Raw genomic sequence first — 25,309 nt, 5'->3', positions numbered from 1 at the left:
GCCGGTGCCGGGTGCTGCGCAGAGTTCGGTGCCGGTACTGGTGCCGGTGGCGGTGGCGGTGGCGGGGGCTGGTCAGAGTTCCGGGCGGATGCCGGTGGCGGGTGGTGGGCAGAGTTCCGTGCCGATGCCGATGCCGGGTGGGCAGAGTTCCGCGCAGGGCCCGGTGCCGGGTGGCGCGCAAAGCCCTGTGTCGGCCCCCATGCCGGGCCCCGCCCAGAATCCCCCGCCGGCGCCTGCGCAGAGTCCCGCACCGGGCCCTGCGTCGAGCACCGAGCAGAACCTCCCGCCGATGCCAGGGCAGGCCCCTGCCCACAGCCCTGCATCGCCTGCGGGACCGATCTCCACGCCGAGCTCCGCGTCGGCTTCTGCGCCGAGTCCCGTGTCGAGCCCCGCGTCGGCTTCCGCGTCGGCTTCCGCGCCGAGTTCCGCGTCGAGTCCCGCGCAGAGTCTCCCGCCAGTCGCGGGGCAGAGCCTCCCGCAGGCGTCTGCCCACAGCTCTACCTCGGCTTCTGTGGCGAATGCGGTGTCCCCTTCCGTGGCGGCTAGCGGGTCGAGTCCCACCCCGGATTCTGCGCCGGGCTCCGCCCCGGATTCTGCGCCGAGCTCCGCCCCGGCTCCCGCGGCGGCTTCCGTGCCGAGCCCCGCGCCGGCTTCTGCGCCCAGTTCCGCGCAGAATCTGCCGCTGGTCCCGGGGCAGAGTCCCCCGCAGGCGTCTGCCCACGGCTCCGCCTCGACTTCTGCGCCGAACGCGGTGCCGACGTCCGTGGGGGCTTCCGCGCCAGGCTCCGCCCCGGCTCCCGCGGCGGTTTCCGCGCCGAGCCCCGCGCCGGCTTCTGTGCCCAGTTCCGCGCAGAATCTGCCGCTGGTCCCGGGGCAGAGTCCCCCGCAGGCGTCTGCCCACGGCTCCGCCTCGACTTCTGCGCCGAACGCGGTGCCGACGTCCGTGGGGGCTTCCGCGCCAGGCTCCGCCCCGGCTCCCGCGGCGGTTTCCGCGCCGAGCCCCGCGCCGGCTTCTGTGCCCAGTTCCACGCAGAACCTCCCGCCGATCCCGGCGCAGAGTCCCCCGCAGATCCCTGCCCACAGCCCCGCATCGGCTTCCGCGTCGAGTCCCATGCCGACCGCCGCGCCCGGCCCCATGCCGACTTCCGCGCCCACCCCCGCATCGGCTTCCGCGCCCAGCCCCATGCCGGCCGTGGCCCCCAACCCCACGCCACCCCCCGCCCCCAACCCCACGCCACCCCCCGCCCCCAACCCCATGCCAACCCTCGCCCCCAACCCCGCCCTCGCTTTCGCCCCCAGCCCGGCGTGGGCCCCCGCCCACACCCCCCTGCCGAGTGACCCGCACGGCGACATCGCTGCCGCTGTCGAGGCGGGGCGGGCCGGGGAGGCTGATGCGTTGGCTGCGCATCATGAGCAGGTTGCTGTGCGTAGTCATGGGCCGTACTCGGAAGAGGCCCTGCACTGGATCGAGGTCCGGGCGGATCTGGCGATGCTGGCGGGAGACCCGGTGCGCAGTTGCCGGACCTGGCTGACGGTCGCCTCGGCGCGGCTCTCCGCGGGGCAGGCCCCGGACGCGCCCGCCGTGGAGGCCGCCGTGGATCGGGCCCATCATCAGTGGGGGCAGATCCATGAAACGGCCGCGGTACGCGAACTGGGGTCCGCCCTCGCGGAGTTGAGGGGCCGGGTGCCGGGCCGCCGACGGGGTGCTCTGGAGAACGTCCATCAGCGGCTGCGGCAGTTGCAGGTCAGCGGGTGAAGGTGAAGTACTTCCAGCCGCCGTACGTCGTCGCGTTGACGTTGTCGCCCGACGTCGTGTCGATGTAGGAGGAGCGGAGCCGGAAGCGGACGCCCGTGGGCGGGTTGTCGTCCAGGAGGACGGAGTCCTTGCCGTAGCTGTCCAGCCCGAAGTACTCGGTGGTCGTCGTGTGCCAGGCTCCGCTGTAGAACTGCTGGATCTGGAACTGGTACTTGCGGCCCGGGTACATCGTCATCGTCGTGTTGTAGACGGGGTCCTTGGACTGGCGGAAGTAGTAGTACTTCGCGTTCCAGGCGGTGGCCGTCTTGTAGGCCCCGGTCAGCGAGGTCGAGATCGCCACCTTGGTGTAGACGGTGTTGGTCGTCGTCTTCGCGGAGTAGCGCGTGTCCCCCGTGAACCTGGCGCTGACCTTGGTGTCCCGGGTGAGGTGGACGGTCGCCGTCAGGTTGCCCGCCGAGTCGACCGTGCCCTTCCTGACCAGCGTGTTGGGCTTGTCGGAGCCGTAGGGATCGGCCCAGATCTCCACGGTGCGGTTCTTGTACGTGGTGCCGAGGTGCGCGGTGAAGCTGACGTTGCTGCCGTAGCCGTACACCTTGAGGTTGTTGTTCAGCGTCAGCGTGGTCGCCGTTTTGGCGACGGTCACCGAGTCGGCGGCCGTGGCGCCCGCGTGGTCGGCGTCGCCCGCGTAGGTCACGGTGTAGGTCACCTTGCCACCGGCCGGCGGGGTGTCCGTGAAGGAGTACGAGCCGTCCGCGGCGACGGTCGCCGTGCCGAGGGACTTGCCGGCGGGCGACTCGTCGTCCGTGCGGGTGACCGAGAGCGTCGTGCCCGCCGGGAACGCCACCGGGGAACTCAGCGCGCCGGTCACGGTCAGGGGCTTGGCGCGGGTCGCCGTGGCGGGGGCGTCGGCCGTGAGGGTGGTGGACGCCTTCGTCGGGGCGTCGAAGACGCGCAGCGAGTAGGCGTCGCTGTCGTTCTTCGACACCGCGAACAGCTTGCTCTCGTCCGGCGCCCAGGCCAGGCCGCGCGCGGCGAGGGTGTCGGTGCCGCTGCTGGTGCCGGTGTTGGGGAAGTCGTACTGCTTCAGCGGGGTCGACACACCCTGCTTGAAGACGTGCACGTCCGGGTCGTACCAGGAGAAGGTGCCCGCCGCGACGTCGCCGTTCGGGGCGATGTCGACCGCGTTCGGGTAGGTGTTGGTGACGTACTTGCCGTCCGCCGAGAGGTCGGAGAGCTTGTAGGCCGCCTGGTAGTACGGGGCCCCGCTGGCCGTGATGACGTCCTTGCCGTCCGGCGTGACCGCGAGGTCGGCGAGGTTGCCGCCGCCGGTGTTGCCCGGGTCGAAGGCGTACGCCGTCCGGCTCGCGGTGCCTGAGGAGACGTCGTACACGGCGAGTACGACCGGGCTCTGGCTCGGCGCACCCGCGACCAGTGTGCCCGGGGCGCCCGCGGAGGCGTCCAGGATCGGAGCGTCGTAGAAGGTGCGGCTCGTGTCCTGGCCCAGGGTGACGACCGGGTCGGTGCCGCTCAGGTCGAGCGAGCCGATGTTGCCGTCGCCCCCGGCGCCGTAGCTGAACCAGATCTTGCCGCCGGTGAGGGCCACGTACTCGGGGCCGGCCGTGCCGGTGGCGTAGCGGTGGGCCTCCGTCGCGGTGGCCGTGTCGATCGCCACGACCGCGTCGGCGTCCGCGACGGCCGCGTACAGGGTGCCCGAGTCGGGCGACAGCTCCAGGCCGTGGACGCCGGGCAGTGAGCCGACGGTCCCGACGACCGTGCCGGCGTAGTCGGTGACCAGGACCTGGCCGGCGGTCGGGTCGCTGATGAAGACCCGCTGGTGGACCCCGTCGACGACGACGTCGCCGGTCGACTTCAGTGGCAGGGACGTGCTGGAGTCGGCGGCGGCCGACCCGGCGCCGGTCGCGACCAGGGCGACCGAGCTGAAGAGGACCGCGAGTGCCGTCGCGGTCGGAAGAGTGTGTCTGCGCACGGTTTTTCGAACCCCCCGGAACGAAAAGAAGCGAAAGAAGCGATGAGAGCGGACGCGGCAGCAGGGGCGCGCGTGCACCGCAGCCAGTAAGCGATCGCAGGCTAGGTCATCGCACTGACAGCAGGGTTAAGCCGTGTGTAAGAGCCGGGTGTGAACGAGCCGGTGTGAATGAGCCGGTGGGCATGGGGAAGCCCCCGGCGGGACAGGGGGGAGTGTCCCCGCCGGGGGCGGCTGTGGGCGCCGGGTGTCAGCTCCAGGCGTTGAAGCTGATGCCGGACGGCTTGGCCGCGTTCAGGGTGCCGCGGAAGTGGTCGTCCCTGTCCTGCAGGGGGAAGTTGGCATTGCCCCAGTTGGAGCCCGCCAGCGCGTTCCAGGCCGTCCGGTTCTTGCTCCACAGGGTGTCGTAGGGGACCAGGGCCGGACGGTCCCAGCTCCCGTTGCCCCACGCCTCCGCCCGCTCTCCCGCCTTGGCGAAGCGGAAGGAGTGTGTTCCGAAGGCGCCGCGCGGGAGGCTTCCGTCCTTGTGGTAGACGGCCTTGAAGCGCTTGCCCTCCCGCTCCACGTCGTTGAACCGCTTGGTGGTGTAGTTGCCGTGGGCGGAGACGGACACGTAGCTGGGCCACTGGTCATTGCCGTGGTACCAGACCACGGTGGCCTCGAAGTCGTGCCGGTGCCCGAACTTGTCGACGGCGCCGGCGACGCCCTGGTCCTTCTCGAAGTACAGGGTGTAGACGACGCCGCACCAGCCGGAGCCCTTGTCGCACTTGGCCCGCGAGTAGGTGTTGGCCTGGCCGAGGTGCTTGCTCTTGCATCCGCCGCCGAGCGACCCGCTGTTGTTGAGGCCGCCGTTGAGTCTGCCGCTCGCGTCGACGGCGGCCGCGGGGTAGCAGCCGTCCTCGTCGTAGTCGAAGAGCGGCTGGAACATCTCCTGCTTCACGGCGCCGTCGCCCATGTAGCCGAAGGGCTTCAGCAGGGCGGCGTTGGCGCTGCCGGTCACGCCGACGGTCAGCGCGGCGACGCTGCCCAGGACGAGGGCGGCCTTGCCCAGGCGGGACGTCCTCTTGGTCTTGCCCTTGGTCTTGACTGCCTGCGACACGAGGGTCTCCTGCATGCTCGGTCTGCCGGGAATCCGGCGGTGCGAGATCGAGACTGGAGAGCGGAAAATTGTTCGGTACCCCTTCTGACCAGGGCAATCAATTCCTCTCGGCGTTTTGGAGGGCTGTTCGCCCGGGCGTCATGACCGCCGCTGACTCGTTTCTGTGTCGTTCACCCCGCGTTTTACGGCCGCCGCGCGACAGCCGACCTCCGCGACCGACTCCTGGGACCGGAGAATTGATTGACGCGTCTCCTTTGTCAGGACAATTAAATTCCATGATCAGTGGTGATTTGTCCGGTGATGCGCGTCCTGTTGCCTTTCATTTGCCTGCACGTCGCCGAGGGCGTGCTCGGGCGAAAGGTTCCGCGACGTATGGTCACCGCTCTGACGTCGGTTTCGTCGGCTGTGTGGAGGTACGTGCGCATGGGCCGCCCTGAAAGACCCCTGGACCCGGAAGCCGGTCCCATAGCCCGGCTCGCCCACGATCTCCGCGAGGTGCGCAAGGCCGCCGGCACTCCCTCGTACCGGCGCATGGCCGAGGCGGCCGGGTTCTCCGCGACAACGCTGTCCCAGGCCGCGGCCGGCGAACGGCTGCCGTCCCTCGCCGTCGTCCAGGGCTACGTCAAGGCCTGCGGCGGCGACCCCGCGGAGTGGGAGCCCCGCTGGAAGGAGGCGGACGCGGAGGTCGCCGAGGCGGTGTGCCAGGAGTCGGCGGACACCGCACCGCCGTACCGGGGCCTGGCCCGCTTCGAGCCCGGCGACCGGCACCTCTTCTTCGGCCGGGACCGGATGGTCGAGGAACTGCACCGTCTGGTGTGCGACCACCGGTTCGCGGTGCTGTTCGGGGCGTCCGGCAGCGGCAAGTCCTCGCTGCTGCGGGCCGGGCTGATCCCCGCCCTGCGCGAGGAGATCGCCCGTGGGATCCGGCCGGCGGTGCTGCGGGTGCTCACCCCGGGAGCGCGGCCGGCCGAGACGTACGGACGCCTGCTGACCCCCGCCGAGGACGAGCCGGAGAGCTGGGTCGTGGTCGACCAGTTCGAGGAGGCCTTCACCCTGTGCCGGGACCGCGAGGAACGGGCCCGCTTCATCGACCTGCTGCTCGCCGCCCGGTACCCGGGCAGCCGACTGCGCGTCCTGATCACCGTACGGGCCGACTTCTACGCCCGCTGCTCCGAGCACCGGGGCCTGGCCGACGCGGTCTCCGGCGCCGGGCTGCTGCTCGGGCCGATGACGGCGGACGAGCTGCGCGAGGCGGTGACCAAGCCGGCGCAGGCCGCCGGGCTGCTGGTGGAGCGGGAGCTGGCGGCGCGGATCGTCGGCGAGGTCGTCGACCAGCCGGGCGGACTGCCCATGCTCTCGCACGTCCTCCTGGAGACCTGGCGGCGGCGCAAGGGCCGGGTGCTCACCCTGGCCGCGTACCAGGCGGCCGGCGGGGTGCGCGGCGCGATCGCGGCGACGGCGGAGGAGGTGTACGAGCAGCTGACCGAGGACCAGGCGCGCACGGCCCGCCAGCTGCTGCTGCGGCTGGTCGAGCCGGGCCGGGGCACCCCCGACACCCGGCGCCCGCTGACCCGTGCCGACCTGGCGGAGTGGACCGGTCCCGACGTGCCGGAGGTGGTCGAGCGGCTGGCCCGCGCCCGCCTGCTCACCGCCGACGAGGACGGCGTCCAGCTCGCCCACGAGGCCCTGATCACCTGCTGGCCGCGCCTGTCCGGCTGGCTGGACGAGGACCGCGAACGGCTGCGCCACCACCGGCGCCTGACCGAGGCCGCCCGCGCCTGGCTGGAGCACGATCGCGACCCGGGCGGGCTGTACCGGGGCAGCAGGCTGGCGCGGGCCGAGGAGCTGTTCGGGGACGACGACGGCACGCTCACCGTGTCGGAGCGGGGGTTCCTCGTCGCCGCGCTGGAGGCCCGGGAGGCCGAGCAGCGGGCCGCCGCGCGGACCGCCCGAAGATCCCGGGCACTGGTCACCGCCCTGTCCGCCGTCCTGGCGGTGGCGCTCGTGGTGAGCCTGGCCGCGTGGAGCCAGCACCGCGACAACGAGCGGCAGCGCACCGACACCGCCGCCCGCCGCATCGCCGCCGTCGCCGACTCGCTGCGCACCACCGACCCGCGCGCCGCGATGCTGCTGGGGGTCGCCGCCTGGCGCGTCTCCCCGCTCCCCGAGTCCCGCCGGGCCCTGCTCGGCGCCCTCGCCCAGCCCGAACAGGACATCTTCTCCGACCCCGCCCCCGGCGAGACCCCTTTCCGCTACCTCACCGCCTCCGGCCGCACGCTGCTGAACATCGAGGACCGCACCTGGCGGACCTACGACGTGGCCACGCACCGCCGCACCGGCTCGGGCCGGCTGCCGGTCGAGGACCACGAGGTGGTGGCGGTCTCTCCGGACGCCAAGGTCATGGCGGTGAGCGGAGCGGACGGCATCCGGCTGTGGGACACGGCCACAGGACGCTGGACCGGCGGTGGACCGTGGCCGCTGCTCTCCGACGTCGTCATCGGGGACCACGCCTATCTGGTGACCGGCCCCGAAGGCGAACGGGCTCGCGTGCGCTCCGTCACCGACGGCAAGTCGATGTTCGAGAGCCCGGCGGCCGACCGCACGGACATGGCCCCCGACGCACGCACGGTCGCCTTCTGCCCCACGGGCGGCCAGGGCGCAAAGCCACCACAGGTGTGGGACACCGCCCGCCACCGGCCGCTGCCCGGCGAGTGGACGCAGGACCAGAACGTCTGCGCCGACAACGACTCGTCGCTGATCATGGGCGCCGGGCAGCGGATGGCCGCCGTCTCCGCGTCCGGCATCCGCGTCTGGGACACCGGCTCCGGGCGGCTGCTGGCCGATCTCACGGCCCCGGGCGTCGAGTACACCTCCTTCAGCAGGGACGGCAAGTTCCTGGCGGCGGCCGACGGTACGGAGATCAAGGTGTGGCGGCTGTCGTACCCCGACGCCCCGGTCTACCGGCATTCCCTCAACAACCAGTACGCGTACGGCGGCCTCGCCTGGGACCCCGAACAGCCCGTCCTGCGCTACCTGGAGGCCGGTACGGTCCACTCGCTCGACGTGGCGACGGCGGTGACGCCGGCCTGGCACGACGACGACAGTGCCCTGTCCGGCGTCCGCCTCGCCCCGGACGGCCGCGCCCTCGCCACCGCCGAAGTCAAGGACAACGGCTACCGCTTCCAGCTGCGCGACACCCGCGACGGCCATGTCGTACGGACGCTGCCGTCGCCGCCGGTGCCCGCCTCCCTGGCGGGTACAGACCGGGCCGCCGCTCAGGCAGGCACAGACCAGGCCGCCGCTCAGGAGGGCACAGACCAGGTCATACTCGGCGACACCCAGGCCCTGACGGCGTTCAGCCCGGACGGCGGGTTGCTCGTCTACGGCGTCTCGGCGCCGGGCCGAGAGGCGGCCCCACAGCGGATCACGATCTGGGACCTGCGCCACAACAGGGTCCGGGACACCCTGGACCTGGCCACCGCCGACTCGGATGGGGCGGTCATCGACCTCGCCCTGGGCTCCGGCGGCCGCACGCTGTACGCCGTGCGCACGCCCGCTGTCGGAGAATTGCGCGACGAGGTGTGGGACACGGAGAGCCACCGCCGCCGTTCCGTGGTGACCGGCCTGGACAGCGGCAACCTGGCCGTCCGCCCCGACGATGGACTGCTGGTCGGCGACAACCGCGTCGCCCGCCTCCCGAACGGGTCGGTGACCGGAAAGGACCTCGTCCAGGGCGACCAGATCGGCGCCATCACCTTCAGCGCGGACGGCTCACGGCTGGCGGTGGGCGACGGGACCGGACGGGTCGCGCTGTGGGACGGGGACGTGCGGCACAAGGCCGGGGTCCTGCGCAACGTCTTCCCGGCCCGGCTCGGCGACACCCCGGAGGGCGTCAGCGCGCTGGCGCTCAGCCCCGACGGCCGCACGCTCGCCGTGGGCGGCAGCTCGGGCACGCTCCAGCTGTGGGACGTCGCCACGCAGCAGCCGCTCGGCGACCCCCTGCCGACGCCGGGCGAGGAGATCGTCTCGGTGGCGTTCAGCGAGGACAGCGGCACGGTGTACGCGGCGGGGACCCATGTGCCGCTCCAGCGGTACGTCGTCGGCCCCGAGCGGGTGGCCGAGCGGGTGTGTGCCCGGGTGGGCGGGCAGCAGCTGACGCGGGCGCAGTGGCGGACGTATGTGCCGGACGCGGCATACCGGAAGGTGTGCGGGGACTGACGCCCTGAGCTGTCCATTGGTTGATTGCCCTGATGAGACGGGCTGCCCATCAATTCCCCGGCCTGTCAGCCTCGTTCCAGCCGTGGCGCGGGCAACCTCCTCCGCTCGCGCCGCGGCGGGCTGCCCCGATCAGGGCCGCGAAGGGCAGCGCCCGACACGACCGAACCGGGAGATCCCTCCACAGGAAGTCCATCAAGAGCGGCGGCCGACGCCTCGCCGTGCTCGCTCCCGCCCTCGCGCTCGCCCTGATCCCCTTCTCCACGGGCACGGCCAACGCGGCCACCCCGGCTGGGGCTCCGACAAGCCCGACGTGATCGGCGACTGCAACGCCGGCACGCCCGACCTAACGTGTTCAACGACTGCCAGGGCACCGACAACGCCACGTACGCGCGTGCCGCCGCCTACGAGACCAACACCTCCTACTCCTACGGCACGAAGCAGACCGTGGAGGTCAGCGCCGGTTTCTCTCCGACGAGATCCAGTCGGGCATGAAGGCCGGCGTGGAGAGCAACGAGACCTGGACCGTGGGCGACAGGCGCACCGTCACCGAGACCCTCACCAACACCGTCCGGCCCGGCTACAAGGGCCAGTACTGGTACCAGCCGCTCATCCACCACTCGCAGGGCGGCAGGGGCCTACCGACAGGGCAGGGACCTACCGACCGGGCGAGGACGGGCGCGTGCCAGAACCAGCGGAGCGTGGCCGACGGGCTGCGGCTCGGCGTGCGCGCGCTCGTGTACGCCCTGCTCGGCGGCGCCGCCCTCATCGCCATCGCCACGGTCGTCTCGGTCCTCGGGCCGATGCTCGCTCTCCTCCTCTTCCCCCGCCCTCGGCTCCTACAGCGCCGAGCGCGAGGCGGCGCAGCGAGCGGCGCAAGGGTCGGGGCCTTCCCGGCGCTGGCGGCCGGGAACCCGGTGGAGCTGACGGTGGCGGAGTTCGGTTCCCGGGCGATCCACGACAGCGGACGGTCGCTGGCGGGCCGCACGGTCCGGCTGACCGGCTTCGTCACCCGCGACGACGACGGCGCCTGGTACGTCACCCGCCTCCTCGTCGCCTGCTGCGCCGCCGACGCCACCACCGGCAAGGTCGAGATCGGGACGCGGACGCCCCGCCCGTCGACGCCTGGGTCACCGTCACCGGCACCTGGCACCCCAAGGGCGCGCTCGGCACGCACGCGGCATGGCCGCCGGTCCTGGACGCGGCGTCGTGCGGCGGATCGCGCAGCCCGCGAACCCGTACGAGAAACGGTAGAGGCGGTCGCCGCGCGGCGGCCGGCGGGGTTTCGCGGGGCGTGCCACGGGTAGTCGGGCGGCGTCCGGGCGAGCGGTGGAAGGACCACCCGAGGGCCCTGGACAAGCAGGCCGCTCTCACGATGAGGAGGCTGCCGTGCGGCCCGAAGACGGTCATCCTGATGAGCGGGGACGAGAGCGGACCGGTGCCACGGACGCGATCGCCGAAGGCGTACGCGGTGCGGGCCCCGGCGAGATCCCGGCGCGGCTGTGCGACGTCGCCGTGGAGCTGCTGCCCGTGACCGGCGCGAGCGTGTCGCTGCACAGTGACGGCATGCCCGTCCAGCTGGGCGCGAGCAGTGCGCAGGCCGCGTTTGTGACCGAGATCCAGGCCACCTTGGGCGACGGCCCCTGCCAGTCCGCCGCACAGAGCGGTGCGCCGGTGCTGGCCTGCGACCTGACGGCCGGGCGGGACGTCCTGCGCTGGCCGGTCTTCGCCCAGCAGGCCACGGCCGCCGGGGTGCGGGCGGTGTACTCGATGCCGCTCGGCAACGACACGGTGTGCGTGGGCACGCTCGACCTCTACCGGGACACCCCCGGCGACCTCACCGACCGGGACCTGCGGACGGCACGGCTGGTGGCCGGGATGATGACGGTGGCGCTGATGGCACTGCCGCGCGCGGAGGACGCGGGCGACCAGGACGAACAGTGGCTGAGCGGCCTCGCCGCCGACCACGACCAGGTCTACCAAGCCACCGGCATGATCATGGCCCAGCTGGGCGTCGGCACGGACGAGGCACTGGCACGGCTACGGGCCCACGCCTTCGCCGACGGAAGCACGGCACTCGACGCGGCACGGGACGTGGTGGAACACCGGTTGCGGTTCGACCGGGAGTAGGCCGGAGTGAGCCCTGCGGGCCCTGCGGGCTCACCTATGATCGTCGATCATGGACATAGTGGGTCTCTTCTTCGTGCTGGCCGCGTTCGCGGGCATCATCACCATCCAGAGCAGGATTTCCCGGACGGATCAGCGAGTTGCCCGGGTCGAGCGCAAACTCGACCTGGTTCTCGACCACTTGGGGCTGCAGGAGGACGAGCCCCGCATGGACGAGGTCCTCGTGCTCCTGCGGAACGGCAAGAAGATCGAGGCGATCAAGGTCTATCGGGAGATCACCGGGGAGGGCCTGAAGGAGGCCAAGGAGGCGGTCGAGCGTCTCGCCGAGCGCATGGTCTGACCGAGCGCATGGCCTGACCGAGCGGTCAGACCTCCACCCGACCCCGTTTCCTGACCTCCGCCAGGCGCTGGGCGCCCAGTTCGACGGCGGCCAGGGTGGCGTCGCCCGGCACCTCGCCGAGGCCGCCGTTGGTGACGGTGATCGCGTCGTCGCCGACGCGGACGACGGCGACGTGGAGGGTGAGCGTGGGCGCCTCCTCGTCCTCGGAGACGCCGCTGAGGACGATGTGCAGGCCCCGCCGGGCGTCGCCGACCTCCGGCATCTGCGCTTCGCCGACCTCCACGGTCATCATCCCGCCGCGCGCGGTCCTCGCCATGAACTGCCCGCACGTGTCCGGCAGGCTGCCGAGCCACTCCAGCGTCCGGTCCACCTCGTCCGGCCGGTGGGCCACGACCTGGTAGCGCAGCTGGGCCTCGTCGTACTCGTCGTCCAGCCCGACCGAGGCGCGCGTACGGGCGTCCGGCCCGAACAGCTCCTCCGCGTACAGGGCGTCGAGCAGCCGCCGGCACTCGGCCGACTCGGCGCTCGCCTTCAGCATGGAGTCCCGCCAGGTGGCGACGCCCTGGGTGGGGACCCAGGGTTCCCCGAGATCGGCCTCGCTGATGAGGGCGGCCCGCGCCTGCGCCTCGGTGAGGGTCGGGGCGGCCGCCGGGGTCGGGGGCCCGGTGGCCGTGTCCGCGGGCGAGACCGCGGCGGGGACACCCGAGACCGTCCTCTCCGGCTGGGCGAGGGAGCAGGCGGAGGCGGTGGTCAGCAGGCTGGCTGCCGAGAGCGTCGAGGCGATGACGGCGCGGGCCGGGGGACGGGGCATCGCGGGCCTCCTGTGCTGGGTCAGGCGTGCACTCAAGATCGGTGCGTGCTCTTAAGGCATCACCCCACGAGTACGACCACCAGCGCGCCGAGCCGTCCGGGTGACGTGGTCCGCTCCCCCCGCGGGCGGGCCGGATCGCCGATTCGGGCCACGCGGAGGCGGGCGGGCGGGGAGGATGCGCGGGTGACGACGGAGATGTGGCGGAACGTGGCGGTCGAGGACGACGCCCGGTCCGTCCTCTCCGCGCAGACCCGGTACGCCGCCACGCTGGGCGGCACCGATGCGCCCCGCGCCGCCCGGTGGATCGCCGACGCGTCGCAGGCCCCCGTCACCGCCGACGAGTGGGAGGCCGCCATCAGAGTCGTCCCGTACATCGACTCCGACCAGTACGACGTGGCGCACGCCGTGACCCAGGTACGCGCCTATCTGGCCCTCGAGCCGTGAACCGCTACCGCGCCGAGATACCGGGCCTCGCACCGTTGCCCGAGCCGACATAGCCTACGAAGGCGCCGTATGCCTCCGGCGAGAGCGTGAGGGTGCCGACCTCGGGGTTCTTGGAGTCGCGGACGGCGATGCAGGGGGTGAGGTCGGCGACCTCGACGCATTCGCCGCCGCTGGTGCCGCTGTAGGAGGACTTGCGCCAGGCGGCGGTGCCGAGTGGGGCGCACTCGACGCAGTCGCCGCCGTTGGTGCCGCTGTAGCTGGACTTACGCCACGTCGCGGCCTTCCGCTGCTTGCTGGTGTCCATAGCGTTCCTCCATCACGCGGGCGATCAGGTCGGCCGACTCATCGAGTGAGAGGGCGGCGGCCTGCAAGCGAGCGTAACCGACCGAACGTTCCCTGATTACCTGCGGGTTGGCAGTCATGTGGCCCTGGTCGTAACTCTCGCTGTAGAAGAGGTCCGGGTGCTCATCGAAGCGCAGGAGGTTGAATGAGCCCACCATCCCGGTGTGCGCACCCGCGGAGTACGGCAGCACCTGGATGTGCACCGACGGGTTGTTCCGGAAGCTCAGCAGGTGGGCGAGTTGCTCGCGCATGACGTTCCGGTCGCCGACCATCCGGTACAGCACCGACTCGTCCAGGACCACCCACAGCGCGGGCGGTTGTTCACGCTCCAGGACGCGCTGCCGTTCCATGCGGGCGGCGACCATGTCCTCAACCTGGTCCGGTTGATCCACGCACAGCAGCGCCGCCGCGTACGCCTTCGTCTGCAGCAGCCCGTACACCAGCTGGCACTGGTACGTGGAGATGTACGTCGCCTTCGCCTCCATGTCGGCGTACGGCTGGAACCAGGTCGGCAGCTGGCTGCGCAGCACCAGCCCCACCAGCCGCGAGAAACACCCGTCCGTTCCCAGCGCGACGTCCACCCGCTCGGAGAACGGTCGCGTCGGCACCTTCAGCGTCGTCTCGATCTGGCCGATCAACGACCCCGTGCAGAAGACGATCGAGCCCAACTGCTTCAGGGTCAGCCCCGCTTCCTCCCTCCTTCTCCTCAGCTCCCAGCCGTAGTAGTCCAATGGCGAGGCCGTGGGATCGAGTTGACGAATGTGAACCAAGGCGTACACCCCCAGAGTCCGGTCTGTAGCTGAGCGTAACCGCACGGCTTCACAGTGGTGATGTGAATCGGGAAATCACCGCGACCTCCCCGCCGACCCCCTGTTACGGTCCCGGCATGCAGCGCGCCATCCCGTCTCTCACGACGACGCCGGACCCCGTCCCGGCGCGCTGACACCTGAGCGAATCCGAAGCCCCGGGGCGAGTGCCCCGGGGTTTTGTCGTGGGTGCTCGTCCGTATCCCCTGGAGGAGCAGCCATGCACGACCACCGCCGCCTCGGCCGCGAACTCGACCTCTTCGACACCGACCCGCTGATGGGCGCGGGCCTGCCCTACTGGCTGCCCGACGGGGCGATCGTCCGGCACGTGCTGGAGGAGTACATCCGCGAGGCGGAACGCGAGGCCGGGTATCGGCACGTCTACTCGCCGGTCCTCGGCAAGCGCGAGCTGTACGAGATCTCCGGGCACTGGGACCACTACAGCGACGACATGTTCCCGCCGATGGAGCTCGGTGCCGAACAGGTCGTCCTGCGCCCCAGCCTCTGCCCCCACCACGCCCTGATCTACCGCTCCCGCTCCCACAGCTACCGCGAACTTCCCCTCCGCATGGCCGAGTTGGGCGGCATGTACCGCTCTGAGCTGTCCGGCGTCCTGGGCGGCCTCACCCGCGTACGGTCGATCCAGCTCAACGACGCGCACATCTTCTGCACCCTGGAGCAGGCGGTGGAGGAGGCCCGCGCCGCCCTGCGACTCATCGCCCGCGCTTACGCCGATCTGGGGATCCGGGCCGCCCGCCACCGCCTCTCCCTCCCCGGCGAGGGCGAAGGCGGCGGCAAATACGTCGCCGATCCCGAGCTGTGGCGGCGAGCCACCGCGCTGCTGCGCGAGGTCCTCGACGGCTCCGGCATCCCGTACGAGGCGGCCGAGGGCGAGGCGGCCTTCTACGGCCCCAAGATCGACGTCCAGATCACCGACCCGGCGGGCCGCGAGGCGACCCTCTCCACCGTGCAGATCGACTTCCACCAGCCCGAACGCTTCGACCTGCACTACATCGGCCCCGACGGGGCCAAGCACCGCCCGGTCATGGTCCACCGCGGCATCATCGGCAGTGTGGAGCGTGCGGTCGCCCACCTCATCGAACAGCACGGCGGCGCTTTCCCGGCCTGGCTCGCGCCGGTGCAACTGCTGATCCTGCCCGTGTCGGAGGCCCAGCTCGCCCCGGCCCAGCGGCTGCTGCGCCGGGCCCTGGACCAGGGCCTGCGCGCGGAACTCGCCGGTCCCGAGCACGGCACCCTGGGTGCCCGCATCCGCGCGGCACGCCTCGTGCCGTACCAGGCGGTCATCGGAGAGCGGGAGGCCGCGGCGGACGGTGACCTCGTGGCCGTACGACTGCGGGACGGGCGCAGGCCGGGCGCCGTACCCGCCGCGGAGCTGCTCGGCCGGATCGCCGCTCGGGTGGCGGCGCGCGGCCCGGAGCTGTGGGACGCGGTGGTGGACGCCGCATGACGCCGCACGCACGAGCCGCACGACGACGCCATACGGCGACGCACTCCACCTGCATCACACCGTAAGGTCGCTTTCTCGGACCCCGCCACCGCACAGCCGCCGCCCGTGAGAGGAACCCCGCCGTGACGAACGCCGAAGGGCAGCCCATCCCGGTGATCATCGACTGTGACACCGGTGTCGACGACGCCCTGGCGCTGCTGTTCGCCGTACGCCATCCGGGGCTCGACGTGCGCGCGGTCACCTGTGTGGCGGGCAACACGGACGTGGACGGCGTCGTACGCAACACCCTCACCGTCCTGGAGCAGGCCGGCGCCCCCGACATCCCCGTCGCGCGGGGCGCCGGCGTCCCGCTGATCGAGCTCGCCCGCTCGGCGCGGCATGTGCACGGCGACGACGGCATGGGCGACCTCGGCCTGCCCGCCCCGACCCGCGCCCCGGCCGACGTGGACGCGGTGACGCTGCTGCGCCGCGAGATCCTGGCGTCCCCGCGCCCGGTCACCCTCGTCCCCACCGCGCCCCTCACCAACATCGCCCTGCTGCTGCGCACGCACCCGGAGGTGACCGACAACATCGAGCGGATCGTCTTCATGGGCGGCGCGGTGGCCTGCGGGAACGCCACGCCGGTCGCGGAGTTCAACGTGTGGCACGACCCGGAGGCGGCCGCGATCCTGCTCACCGCCGGGGTGCCGATCACCATGTACGGGCTGGACGTCTTCCAGCGGGTCGTGGTCCCCGGGGCGGACGTACGGCGCCTGCGGGCGAGCACGGAACCCGGCGCCCGGCTCGCCGGCGACCTGCTGGCCCACCGCCCGGCCACGCCGGACGTCGACGCCGACTCCGAGGCCGGCGGCATCGGCGACGCGGGCGCGGTCTGTACGGTCGTGGACCCGGCGGGCATCACCACCCGCCTCCTCCCCGTCGAGGTCTCCCTCGCCCCCGGCCCCACCCGAGGCCAGACCCTCGTCGACCGCCGCCCCCGCCCCGGCGAGTCCGAGATCCACACCGGCATGCGCGAACAGGCCCTGGTGGACGTGGCGTTGGACGTGGACGTGGCCCGCTTCGTGCAGCTGTACCTGGCGACGGTGGAAGGCGTCTGACGGCCGTTCCCATCGTCTGCCGAGCGTCTGGCCGATCGCCTGTCGAAAAAAAGTTGCCAATTAAATTGAATTGGCGCATTGCTTTTACATGTCCCGCACGCGCAAACACGGTTTCTGGCCAAGTGGCCTCAGGCTGTGTTATTTTCTCTCTGCGTCGAACACCCGTCCTGACCAGCGGCGTTGAGACGCAAGGACCCCGTAATCCAGCACCCGTGGGTTTGGCCTTACCGGCCCCCTATGGGGCTTTTTTCGGCGTGTCCGCAGAGAAGTAATCGGGGGAAGAAGTCCGGGGGGACCCTTTTCGGTTTCCACGCCTGTTCAGGTCGCCCGCACGGGCTTCCTCCCCTTGCGATTGAACGCAAGGGAGATTCTACATGACCCGCAATACATTGCGTATGGCGGCGGTTTCCGCCATGGCCGCGGTGGCGCTCGGCTCCGGTGCCGCTCTGGCGCAGGCCGCGGAGGCCACCCACGCCCGTACGGCGTCCACCGCTGAGGTGAGCCTGTCCGCGGCTCAGGCCCGCACGTTTCTCGCCAACCCGACCGTCAAGGCCGAACTGAGCACGCAGGACGTGCAGTCGGTGCGCGCGGTGGCCGACGGCAAGGCGACCAAGGCCCAGACCCGTGGTGCCGCCAGCAGCGCCGTCAAGGCCCTGTACAACCTGATGAAGCGGCACGGCGGCAAGCTCTACGACGACGCGGTCAAGGCCGCCAAGGCGGGCTGGGGCAAGTTCCGCGGGTACATGAACGGCCTGCCCTGGTACCACCCGGTCCGTATCGCCTGGGTCGCTGCCGGCGGTGAAGTGCAGTACGCGCTGTGGAGCTACATCAACAGCCTGTTCTAGAAGTCGAGGTGGCGTCCGGGGGCCGGTCGGAGAAACGGCCGACCCCCGGGTGCCCCGCCCAATAGCGAGGAAGAACTCATGGCCTCCACCACCGAAATGTCCTCCGCCCTCAAGAACCTGTGGGCCTCGCCCTTCTGCTTCATCACGGCAGCGTTCATCGCATTCCACGTGGTCGGAAACAAAGACGCGGGCTGGGCTCTGATGGCCGCCGGGCTCATTGGGCCGCTTGTCGCCCTCGTCTGGGGCGCGGCCCGGCGCGAACGGCCCGACTCGTTCGTGATCGTTCCGATGGGAGCAATGGTGCTGTTCACCGTTCTCTTCATCATCAACAAAGGATTTCCCTGGTCCTGACGCTCCGTCAGGGACAGGTTCGTAGGTTGGGTCCACGCACGGAGGAACACGCTGTGCCAAAAGGCGACGTACTGGCCGAAGCACGGGACCTGAGACGCTCGTTCGGCAGCAGAACGGTCCTCGACGACGTGTCGCTGACACTGCGCTCCGGCGAGGTCACCGGCTTCGTCGGCGCCAACGGCGCGGGCAAGACCACCACCATCCGCCTGATGCTGGGCCTCGCCCACGGCGAGGGCACCAGTCACTTCCTCGGCCGCCCGCTGCACGCCTGGGGCTCCCCGGGCGCGGTCGTGGGCGCAGTCCTCGGCGGCATCGTCGGCCACCCCAAGCACCGGGTGCGGTCCCATCTGCGGATGGTGGCCGCCGGGTGCGGCGCGTCGGACCGGCGCGTCGACGACATGCTGGAGCTGGTGGGCCTCACTCAGGCGGGCCGGCTGCGACTGTCCCAGCTGTCCCTGGGAATGGCCCAGCGCGTGGGCATCGCGCAGGCGTTGCTCGGCGATCCGCCGGTGCTCATCCTCGACGAGCCCGCGAACGGACTCGACCCGCACGCGATCCGCTGGCTACGGGACTTCCTGCGGGACCAGGCCGCGCAGGGCAGGGCCGTCATGGTGTCCAGCCACCTGCTGGGCGAGATGGAGCAGCTCGCGGACCGAGTGGTCGTGCTGTCGCGCGGCCGTGTCGTGGCCGACTCGCCGATCGCGGAGCTGCTGTCCCGGGCGGGCAGCCGGAGCGTGGTGACCGTGCAGACGCCGGACCTGCCGAAGCTCACGCGTCTGGTGGAGGAGCAGGGCGGGCGGCTGAGCCCGGCGGGCGGGCCGAGCGCACACGTCACCGGACTGGACCGGATCCGGATCGCCACCCTCGCGGCGGACGGCGGCGTGCCATTGCACTGGCTGTCCGAGGACATGCCTTCGCTGGAGGACTTCTACCTGTCCATCGCGGAAGAGGAGTTCAGGATCTCGTGACCCCTGACGTGACACACACCCCTCGGACGGTTCCCGCCGGTGAGGCGTTGCGCAACGCGTGCCGGTACGAGTGGCGGCATCTCACCGCGCTGCGGTCCACCTGGGTGTTGCTCGCCGTGGTGGCCGTGCTGAGCCTGCTCACCGGCCCGGGGATGCTGTTCGACCTGGACAGGACGCGGCCCATGGGTGCCGCGGCGATGGGCGACCTGCTGGCATGGGCGCCGATGACGACCCAGATCCCCATGCTGTGCTTCCTCGTGCTGATCCTCGGCACAGGCCCGGTCTCCACCGACCTGGTGCGGGGCGCGGCGCGTACGACGTGGCTCGCAGTCAACGGCCGGCGGACCGCGTACCTAGCGAAGAGCGTGGTCGGGTTCCTGGTGGGTGCCGGGACGGCGGCGACGAGTGCGCTGGTGGGCGGGGTGTCGGCGGCGGTCGTCCTCGCCGTGTCGGGCGCGCCGCAGCCGGCGTGGGGTGCGGTTCTGGTGCCGATGCTGCGGTTCGTGCTGTGGATGGGCTGCTGGGCGCTGGTGTGCATGGCGCTGGTGGCGCTGATGCGGAGCAGGACCGTGCCGGTGGTGGTGCTGTGCCTGTGGCCCATGCTGGGCGAGCGGCTGACCGGGCTGCTGCTGGGATACATCCCGGGGCTGGACGGGGTGGGCAACTGGCTGCCGTTCTCGGCCGGCCGGGCGATGCTCACCGATGTATCGGCGTTTGCGGGCGATGAGCGAACCTTCGTGGAAGCAATGGTCGGGTCGGATCTGTCGACCCCGGTGGCCCTGGTGGTCTACCTGCTCTACACGGCCGCGCTGACCGCGGCGGGCTACTGGGCGTACTCGCGCCGGGAGGCCCCGACCGGCTGAGGCGAGACTGTGCGGAACAGAAAGGGGCCCAGGGAATCACCCCGGGCCCCTTCACATTGCCGTTGATCAGGAACGCGCCGTACGCCGCCGCTTCGACGCCACGACGAACGCCGCGCCGCCCGCCAGCAGCACCACCGCGCCGATGGCGATCGGGCCGGTCGCGCTGCTGCCGCCGGTCTCGGCGAGGTCACCGCCGCCGCCGTTGGGGGAGGGCGCCGGGGCGGACGTCGACTCGGAGGGCTCCGGGGTCGGGGTCTCGGTCGACGGGGTCTCCGAGGCCGGCGGCGTCGTCTCCTCAGCCGGGGTCGACGGCTCCTCGGACTCCGGCTGAGACGGCTCGACCGGCGGCGTGGTCGGCGGCTCCTCGGTCGCCGGCGGCTCCGTCGTGCAGTCCTTCGTGCCGCCGTTCCAGGCCGCGATCAGCTTGTCCTTGATGACCGGGCGGTCCGGGCCCTTGGGCAGGTCACCGTGGACGAAGCCGTCGTTCGCGTCGAGCTTGCCGTCGAACTTCACCGCGCCCCGGTACAGGTCGATCTGCGCGAAGCAGCCCGCGTCCGGGACGGCGATGTCGAGGGTGTCGGTGCCGCCGGGCTTGACCGTGACGGTGTCGAAGTCGACGAAGACCTGCTCGCCGGAGGTGGCGAAGGTCGGGCCGTGGGCGAGGTAGGAGGCGAGCGAGGCGGTGCAGGTCGTGGCGTCGGCGGCGGCGCGGACCGTGATGTGGACCTTGCCGTCGTCGGTGACCTTCAGGTTCTGGTCGTCGACCTTGACGGAGTCGTAGAAGTTCGCACCGTCGAGCGAGAACTGGCAGCGGTCGGTGGCCGTCTCCGTGCCGGCGCCGGTGCCGGGCTGGTAGGTGCCGCCGGACTTCCAGCCGTCGCCGCCGTGCGACCCGGTGGCCCAGGCGCCGGAGGCGGAGGCGACACCGGCAGCGCAGAGAACGAGCGACGCGGCGCCCGTCCCCAGTAGGCGTCGCGCCATGACACGTCTCGCTATGGACATGCGTATCCCATCGTGGGGTGAGTGGTCGAAGAAGCATCGACGAAGTGGAATCACAGAATCGCTGGGCTCATTGGTCACATGCGCCACAGTGGTGAGCACATCGTCGGGTGGCGGAAGAGCACTGTCAACCTGCGAGAACGCAACGGAACTTCAAAGCGAAATCACGATTCCGTCACACAGGGAACGAGCTGATCCGCTCTTCGTGGTGTTCGCTTTCCCGGCGAAGTGGACAGAGTTCTCACCTGGTCTCTTGTGGGGAGGCCCCCGGCGTTCACGCCGGGGAGGAATCGCATCCCGTGACAGTGACGCGGAGCGTCGCCGTATCCGGCTTCCCAGGCGTGGAGCGCCGCTGCGGTCTGCCCGGCGGAGTCCGGTGAAGGCGAACGCGCGTGCCCGTGTTCGCCGATTGGGGTGATCGTGGCGAGAGACAGGTGCGGGTGTGCGGATCTCCGTCAGATCACGAAGTGCGCCTGGAGTACTGGCTGCGAGACATCTTCGAACAGCTTGGTCGGCGCCACCATCTGAACGATCACGCAACGTCGTGTGATCCATTACTGGCAAAGACTCAACGCATCCCTTGAACTCTCAATCTGTCATGACATACTCACCTCCTCCATGCAGTTCGTCCCGAATCGTTTGCGAGAGCGAATTCCTGTGAACGTGAGATGCCATGTGCAGGAGCGGCCGTGAGCAGCCGACAGCGGGGACGCCCCGAGCGGCTGCTCGATCCCGACGCGGGGCCGGTGCAGCGCTTCGCCCACGAGCTGCGGTCACTACGTGCGCGGGCCGGCTCCCCGTCGTACCGGACGATGTCCGAACAGGCCCGCGTCTCGGTGGCCGCCCTGTCACGGGCGGCCTCGGGCGAGCGGCTGCCGTCGGTGGCGGTCGTGCGCGCGTACGCGCGGGCCTGCGAGGCCGATCCGGACGAGTGGGAGAGCCGGCTGGCGGCGGCCACCGACGTCGCGGCCCGCGGAACCGAGGGCGGCGAGTCACCGTACAAGGGACTCACCCAGTTCGAACCGGCCGACCAGGAGCTGTTCTTCGGCCGGGCCGAGCTCGCCGAGGACACGGTGAGGCTGATGAAGGAGCACCTGTTCGCGGTGCTCGTCGGCGCATCCGGCAGCGGCAAGTCCTCCCTGCTGCGGGCCGGCGTGCTGCCCCTGCTGGAGAAGGTCGTCCAGGAGGCGGGCTGTGCGGCGGAGTTGCGGCTGATCACACCCGGCTCGCGGCCGGTCGCCACGCACGGCCGACTTCTGGCGCCGGGACCGGGCGAGCCGTACCGCATCGTCGTGGTCGACCAGTTCGAGGAGATCTTCACGCTCTGCCGCGACCGGGCCGAACGGTGGCTGTTCGTCGAGCAGCTGCTCGCCGCCAAGGACTCCGGCGGCCGCCTGCGCGTGGTCGTGGCGGTGGGCGCCGGCTTCCACGGCCGGTGCGCCGAGCACCCCGGCCTCGCCGAGGCACTGCGGCACACGAGCCTGACGGTCGGCCCGATGACCCGGGACCAACTGCGGGACGCCATCGTCAAACCGGCCACGGCGGCCGGCCTGCGGGTCGAACGGGAACTCACCGCCCGCATCGTCGAGGAGGTGTACGGCCAGCCCGGCGCGCTGCCGCTGCTCTCGCACGCCCTGCGCGAGACCTGGCGCCGCAGACGCAGCGGAGTGCTGACGCTCGCTGCCTACGAGGAGACGGGCGGCGTCCACGGAGCGATCGCCGCGGCGGCCGAGGAGGTCTACGGCAGCCTGTCGCCCGACCAGGCCGGCACCGCCCGCCGGCTCCTGCTCGCCCTCATCGCCCCCGGCGACGGCACGCCCGACAGCCGCCGCCCGGTCAGACGGGCCGACCTGCGCGAATGGCCCGACCCCGAGGTGCCCTTCGTCCTCGAACGGCTCTCCCAGGCCCGGCTCGTCACCGTGGACGAGGAGAACGTCGAACTCGCCCACGAGGCCCTCATCACCGGCTGGCCCCGGCTGCAGTGCTGGCTCGAGGAGAACCGCGAGCGGCTGCGCATGCACCGCCACCTCACCGAGGCCGCCCGCAACTGGCAGGAGCACGGCCGCGACCCCGGCACCCTGTACCGGGGGATCAACCTCGCCCTGGCCGACGTGCTGTTCACCCGCGAACAGCAGGACGACGACCTCGCCGCACGGGAGCGCGCCTTCCTCAGCGCCTCTCGGGTGGCCCACCGCATGGAGCGCTGGACGGCCGCCCGGGCGCAGCGCCACATGCGAAGACTCGTCGGGGCGCTCATCTTCGTCGTGTGCGGGATCCTGGTCGCCGGGCAGATCGCCTGGCACGAGAGCGACGTGGCGGAGAGGGAGCGCAGCCTGGCCGGAGCCCGCCAGGCCGCCGGCCTCGTCGGCGGGGAACGGGTGACCGATCCCCGCACCAGGACCCTGCTCGGCATCGCCGCCTGGCGGCTCGCCCCGCTGCCCGAGAGCCGCGCCGCCCTCTTCGACGCCCTCGCCGAACCCGAACGCGACGCCTTCACCGACCCCGACCAGAACGACGACACCCGCGACTTCCTCGCCGACTCCGGGCGCACCCTGCTCGGCGTCGGCGGCGGCCGGTGGTCGGCCTGGGACGTGGCCACACATCGCCGTACCGGATCGGGACGCCTGCCGGACCGTGCGGTGACCGCGGTCAGCCTCGACGGGCGGACCCTCGCCCTGGCCGGTACTGACGGTGACGGCGCCTCCCGGCTGTGGCGGCTGCCGGCGGGGACGGAGGACCCCGTCGGGTATCACGGGGCGGCCGACTCGGAGCTCGGCGTCGGCGCGTACGTCGTGAACGGCCCCGATACGACGGCGCAGTTGAGCGCGTTCACGGACGACCCGGTGGTGCTGGAGCGTTCCGCCGCAGGTGCCGCCAGTGCCATGGACGTCGTCGTGCCGAGTGCGGACGGGCGCCTGGCGGCCGTGTGCGCACAGGGCCAGCCGCTCATGCTGCGGGACATCGTCCGCCACCGCACGGTCACCGGCGCCTGGCAGGACTCGTCGGCGGTGGAGTGCTCGTCCGCCGCCCTCGTCTTCGACCGGGCCGGGACGCGCTTCGCGGCGGTCTCCGACGCTGCGATACGCGTCTGGGACACGGCCTCGGGCCGGGAGCTCGCGGACATCGCCCAACCCGGCGTGTCCCACCTCGCCTTCACCCCGGACGGGCGGTTCCTCGCGGTGGCCGGCCCGGACGGGACGACGGTCTGGCGCATATCGGCGGCGGGGGCACCGGTGTTCCGCCACGCCCTCTCCGACGGGCCCGTCACCGCCCTCGCCTGGGATCCGGACGGCCCGACCCTGCGCTACCTGGCCGACGGCACCGTGCACTCCCTCGACCTCGCGGTGCCCCTCACCTCTCCGTGGCTCGAACGGCCGCTGGACCGCGAGACGTTCAGCCCGGACGGCCGCCTGCTGGCCACCGCCGAACGGCACGGCGACCACTACCGCTTCAGCCTGCGCGACACCCGGACGGGTCGTGTCCTCGCCCGGCTGCCCTCACTCGCGGCAGCCGACGGCCGGAGTGGGGCCGGGGGCGTCGGGCCGCTGATGACGTTCAGTCCGGACGAGCGGGACTTCGCGTACGGCGTGGGGGAGCCGGAAGCGTCCGGCGCGCGGTTCGTCGTATGGAATGTGACAGATCACCGAGTGCGGGCGGTCCTTCAGCCTGGCGGATCGTCCCCGGTCCGCTCCATCGCGCTCACCCCGGGCGGCGGGAAACTGCTCCTCTCCCGGGCGACGGCCGCCGGCTCGCCCACCGGAGAGGTGTGGAACACCGCCCGCGGAACGCGGACCGACCGGCCCGAAGCCCTGACCGCGACCCTGAAGTCCGCCCTGGCCTCCGGTTTCACCGGCCCGGCCTCCGCGCTGCCGTTCGGCCTGGACACCGACGTACCGCTCGGCCCGGACGGCGGCGCGGAGGTTCTCGCTCTCAGCCCCGACGGCGTCCACCTCGCCACCGGTGGCGGCTTCGGCAGCGTCACGGTCTGGCACGGCCGTACCGAACGCCACCGGGAGGCCGTCATCCCGCCCGTCGCCGGAGTGGCCGGCGACGGAGCGATCGGCGCCCGGGTCACCGCGCTCGCCTTCAGCTCCGACGGCCGCACCCTCGCGGTGGGTTACGCCTCCGGCGCGCTCCGGCTGTGGGACACCGCCACCCGGCAGCCTCTCGGTGGCAGCCTCACCACGCCCGGCGAGGCGATCCGTTCGCTCGCCTTCGACGGGCACGGCGACTCCGTCCACGCCAGCAGCGCCCATGTCCCCGTCCAGCGGTACGCCGTCGGAGCCGCCCAGGTGGTCAGCCGGCTCTGTGCGCGCGCCGGCCGCAACCTGACCGCCGACGAATGGCGGACCTACCTCCCCGATGTGCCCTACCGGCGCCTGTGCGCCGTGTCCGGCACCGCCGACCCGGTCGCGGAAGTCGGCCCCGCCCCAGCCGCTTCGCCGAAGCCGACCGGGACTCCGGCGCCGGCGCGCACCACCTCGTCGCCGCCCGTCGCTCGGCAGCACGCGTCCCGGAAGCCCGGCGCGTCCGCGCACGGCATCGTGACGCCGGAGGCCGTGCCGCCTCCCGGAGCACGGCGCGAAGCCGCGTCTCCCTCGGCCGACGAGGCACATCCGCGCTCCAGGCCAGGCAAGACCGCACGCCGGCCGCTCGTAGGAAAGGCCCCCGGTTAATGGAGCGTGAACGGGTTGTAACGTGTCCCGTTTCCGTCCTCCAATGGGTTGTTTACGCCTCTGACCTGCATTGATAGACAAATCCAGGGCGCCAAAAGTGGGGCTCACCCGGTTCGCT

The 25,309-nt window shown here is 71.8% G+C and carries 19 protein-coding genes and 2 pseudogenes; 14 read left to right on the top strand and 7 right to left on the bottom strand.

The window, feature by feature from the left end; genetic code table 11:
• Window positions 1–72 precede the first annotated feature (72 nt).
• The gene (locus tag QQM39_RS21545) at window positions 73–1,209 is read right to left on the bottom strand and encodes a hypothetical protein (protein WP_302003954.1); all 1,137 of its coding nucleotides are present in this window, start codon (window positions 1,207–1,209) and stop codon (window positions 73–75) included.
• Between the two features lie 112 nt (window positions 1,210–1,321).
• Between QQM39_RS21545 and QQM39_RS21540 the strand changes: the two are divergent.
• Window positions 1,322–1,756: pseudogene (locus tag QQM39_RS21540) on the top strand (hypothetical protein); the annotation flags it as partial.
• On the opposite strand, the gene QQM39_RS21535 reads toward QQM39_RS21540, so the two are convergent.
• Entirely contained in the window at window positions 1,746–3,743 is a 1,998-nt protein-coding gene (locus QQM39_RS21535; protein WP_301998903.1) for an Ig-like domain-containing protein, read from the bottom strand. The pseudogene QQM39_RS21540 and the gene QQM39_RS21535 sit on opposite strands and share 11 nt — an antisense overlap.
• Before the next feature lie 247 nt (window positions 3,744–3,990).
• On the bottom strand, window positions 3,991–4,839 hold the full coding sequence (locus QQM39_RS21530) for an NPP1 family protein (protein WP_301998901.1): 849 nt from the start codon (window positions 4,837–4,839) through the stop codon (window positions 3,991–3,993).
• A 423-nt stretch (window positions 4,840–5,262) separates the two neighbouring features.
• On the opposite strand from QQM39_RS21530, the gene QQM39_RS21525 reads away from it, so the two are divergent.
• From QQM39_RS21525 to QQM39_RS21505, 5 genes and pseudogenes are all read left to right on the top strand, one after another.
• Entirely contained in the window at window positions 5,263–9,057 is a 3,795-nt protein-coding gene (locus QQM39_RS21525) for a hypothetical protein (RefSeq protein ID WP_301998899.1), read from the top strand.
• Between the two features lie 348 nt (window positions 9,058–9,405).
• Window positions 9,406–9,549 (top strand): hypothetical protein, encoded by a 144-nt coding sequence (locus QQM39_RS21520; RefSeq protein WP_301998897.1) that lies wholly within the window; start codon window positions 9,406–9,408, stop codon window positions 9,547–9,549.
• Window positions 9,550–9,854: 305 nt separating this feature from the next.
• A pseudogene (locus QQM39_RS21515) lies at window positions 9,855–10,308 on the top strand (TIGR03943 family protein); the annotation flags it as partial.
• Window positions 10,309–10,443: 135 nt separating this feature from the next.
• Window positions 10,444–11,184: a GAF and ANTAR domain-containing protein gene (locus QQM39_RS21510; RefSeq protein WP_301998895.1), complete on the top strand. Its 741-nt coding sequence runs from the start codon at window positions 10,444–10,446 to the stop codon at window positions 11,182–11,184.
• A gap of 49 nt (window positions 11,185–11,233) precedes the next feature.
• Window positions 11,234–11,521 carry a ribosomal protein L7/L12 gene (locus QQM39_RS21505; protein ID WP_301998893.1) on the top strand — a complete coding sequence of 96 codons (288 nt, stop codon included), beginning with the start codon at window positions 11,234–11,236 and terminating at the stop codon, window positions 11,519–11,521.
• A gap of 25 nt (window positions 11,522–11,546) precedes the next feature.
• On the opposite strand, the gene QQM39_RS21500 is transcribed toward QQM39_RS21505, so the two are convergent.
• Entirely contained in the window at window positions 11,547–12,332 is a 786-nt protein-coding gene (locus QQM39_RS21500; protein WP_301998891.1) for a hypothetical protein, read from the bottom strand.
• 183 nt (window positions 12,333–12,515) lie between these two features.
• Between QQM39_RS21500 and QQM39_RS21495 the strand changes: the two genes are divergently transcribed.
• Window positions 12,516–12,776 (top strand): hypothetical protein, encoded by a 261-nt coding sequence (locus QQM39_RS21495; RefSeq protein WP_301998889.1) that lies wholly within the window; start codon window positions 12,516–12,518, stop codon window positions 12,774–12,776.
• 4 nt (window positions 12,777–12,780) lie between these two features.
• Here QQM39_RS21495 and QQM39_RS21490 read toward each other — a convergent pair whose 3' ends face one another.
• Both QQM39_RS21490 and QQM39_RS21485 read right to left on the bottom strand, forming a co-directional pair.
• Complete coding sequence (locus QQM39_RS21490; protein WP_301998888.1) at window positions 12,781–13,080, bottom strand: DUF397 domain-containing protein; 300 nt, start codon at window positions 13,078–13,080, stop codon at window positions 12,781–12,783.
• Window positions 13,040–13,888, bottom strand: coding sequence for a helix-turn-helix transcriptional regulator (locus tag QQM39_RS21485; RefSeq protein ID WP_301998886.1), 849 nt, complete (start codon window positions 13,886–13,888; stop codon window positions 13,040–13,042). The genes QQM39_RS21490 and QQM39_RS21485 overlap by 41 nt, the downstream gene beginning before the upstream one ends.
• Window positions 13,889–14,144: 256 nt before the next feature.
• Here QQM39_RS21485 and thrS point away from each other — a divergent pair, with 256 nt between their 5' ends.
• From thrS to QQM39_RS21455, 6 genes are all read left to right on the top strand, one after another.
• Window positions 14,145–15,392, top strand: a complete 1,248-nt coding sequence (gene thrS / locus QQM39_RS21480; RefSeq protein ID WP_301998885.1) for a threonine--tRNA ligase — start codon at window positions 14,145–14,147, stop codon at window positions 15,390–15,392.
• Window positions 15,393–15,514: 122 nt separating this feature from the next.
• The gene (locus tag QQM39_RS21475; RefSeq protein WP_301998884.1) at window positions 15,515–16,489 is read left to right on the top strand and encodes a nucleoside hydrolase; all 975 of its coding nucleotides are present in this window, start codon (window positions 15,515–15,517) and stop codon (window positions 16,487–16,489) included.
• A gap of 374 nt (window positions 16,490–16,863) precedes the next feature.
• A complete protein-coding gene (locus QQM39_RS21470) occupies window positions 16,864–17,334 on the top strand; it encodes a hypothetical protein (protein WP_301998883.1) in 471 nt (156 codons plus the stop codon).
• A 78-nt stretch (window positions 17,335–17,412) separates the two neighbouring features.
• Window positions 17,413–17,685 carry a hypothetical protein gene (locus tag QQM39_RS21465; RefSeq protein WP_301998882.1) on the top strand — a complete coding sequence of 91 codons (273 nt, stop codon included), beginning with the start codon at window positions 17,413–17,415 and terminating at the stop codon, window positions 17,683–17,685.
• 53 nt (window positions 17,686–17,738) lie between these two features.
• Window positions 17,739–18,653, top strand: a complete 915-nt coding sequence (locus tag QQM39_RS21460) for an ABC transporter ATP-binding protein (RefSeq protein ID WP_301998880.1) — start codon at window positions 17,739–17,741, stop codon at window positions 18,651–18,653.
• A complete protein-coding gene (locus QQM39_RS21455; RefSeq protein ID WP_301998879.1) occupies window positions 18,650–19,516 on the top strand; it encodes a hypothetical protein in 867 nt (288 codons plus the stop codon). The genes QQM39_RS21460 and QQM39_RS21455 overlap by 4 nt, the downstream gene beginning before the upstream one ends.
• 66 nt (window positions 19,517–19,582) lie before the next feature.
• Here QQM39_RS21455 and QQM39_RS21450 read toward each other — a convergent pair whose 3' ends face one another.
• Window positions 19,583–20,518, bottom strand: a complete 936-nt coding sequence (locus QQM39_RS21450) for an LAETG motif-containing sortase-dependent surface protein (protein WP_301998878.1) — start codon at window positions 20,516–20,518, stop codon at window positions 19,583–19,585.
• 686 nt (window positions 20,519–21,204) lie between these two features.
• Here QQM39_RS21450 and QQM39_RS21445 point away from each other — a divergent pair.
• Window positions 21,205–25,191 (top strand): helix-turn-helix domain-containing protein, encoded by a 3,987-nt coding sequence (locus QQM39_RS21445; protein WP_301998876.1) that lies wholly within the window; start codon window positions 21,205–21,207, stop codon window positions 25,189–25,191.
• Window positions 25,192–25,309: the final 118 nt, after the last annotated feature.

The sequence above is a fragment of the Streptomyces sp. DT2A-34 genome, assembly GCF_030499515.1.
Taxonomy (GTDB): Bacteria; Actinomycetota; Actinomycetes; order Streptomycetales; family Streptomycetaceae; genus Streptomyces.
The sequence above is the reverse complement of the archived record's forward strand: the minus strand, read 5'-3'. Positions and strand labels throughout refer to the sequence as shown.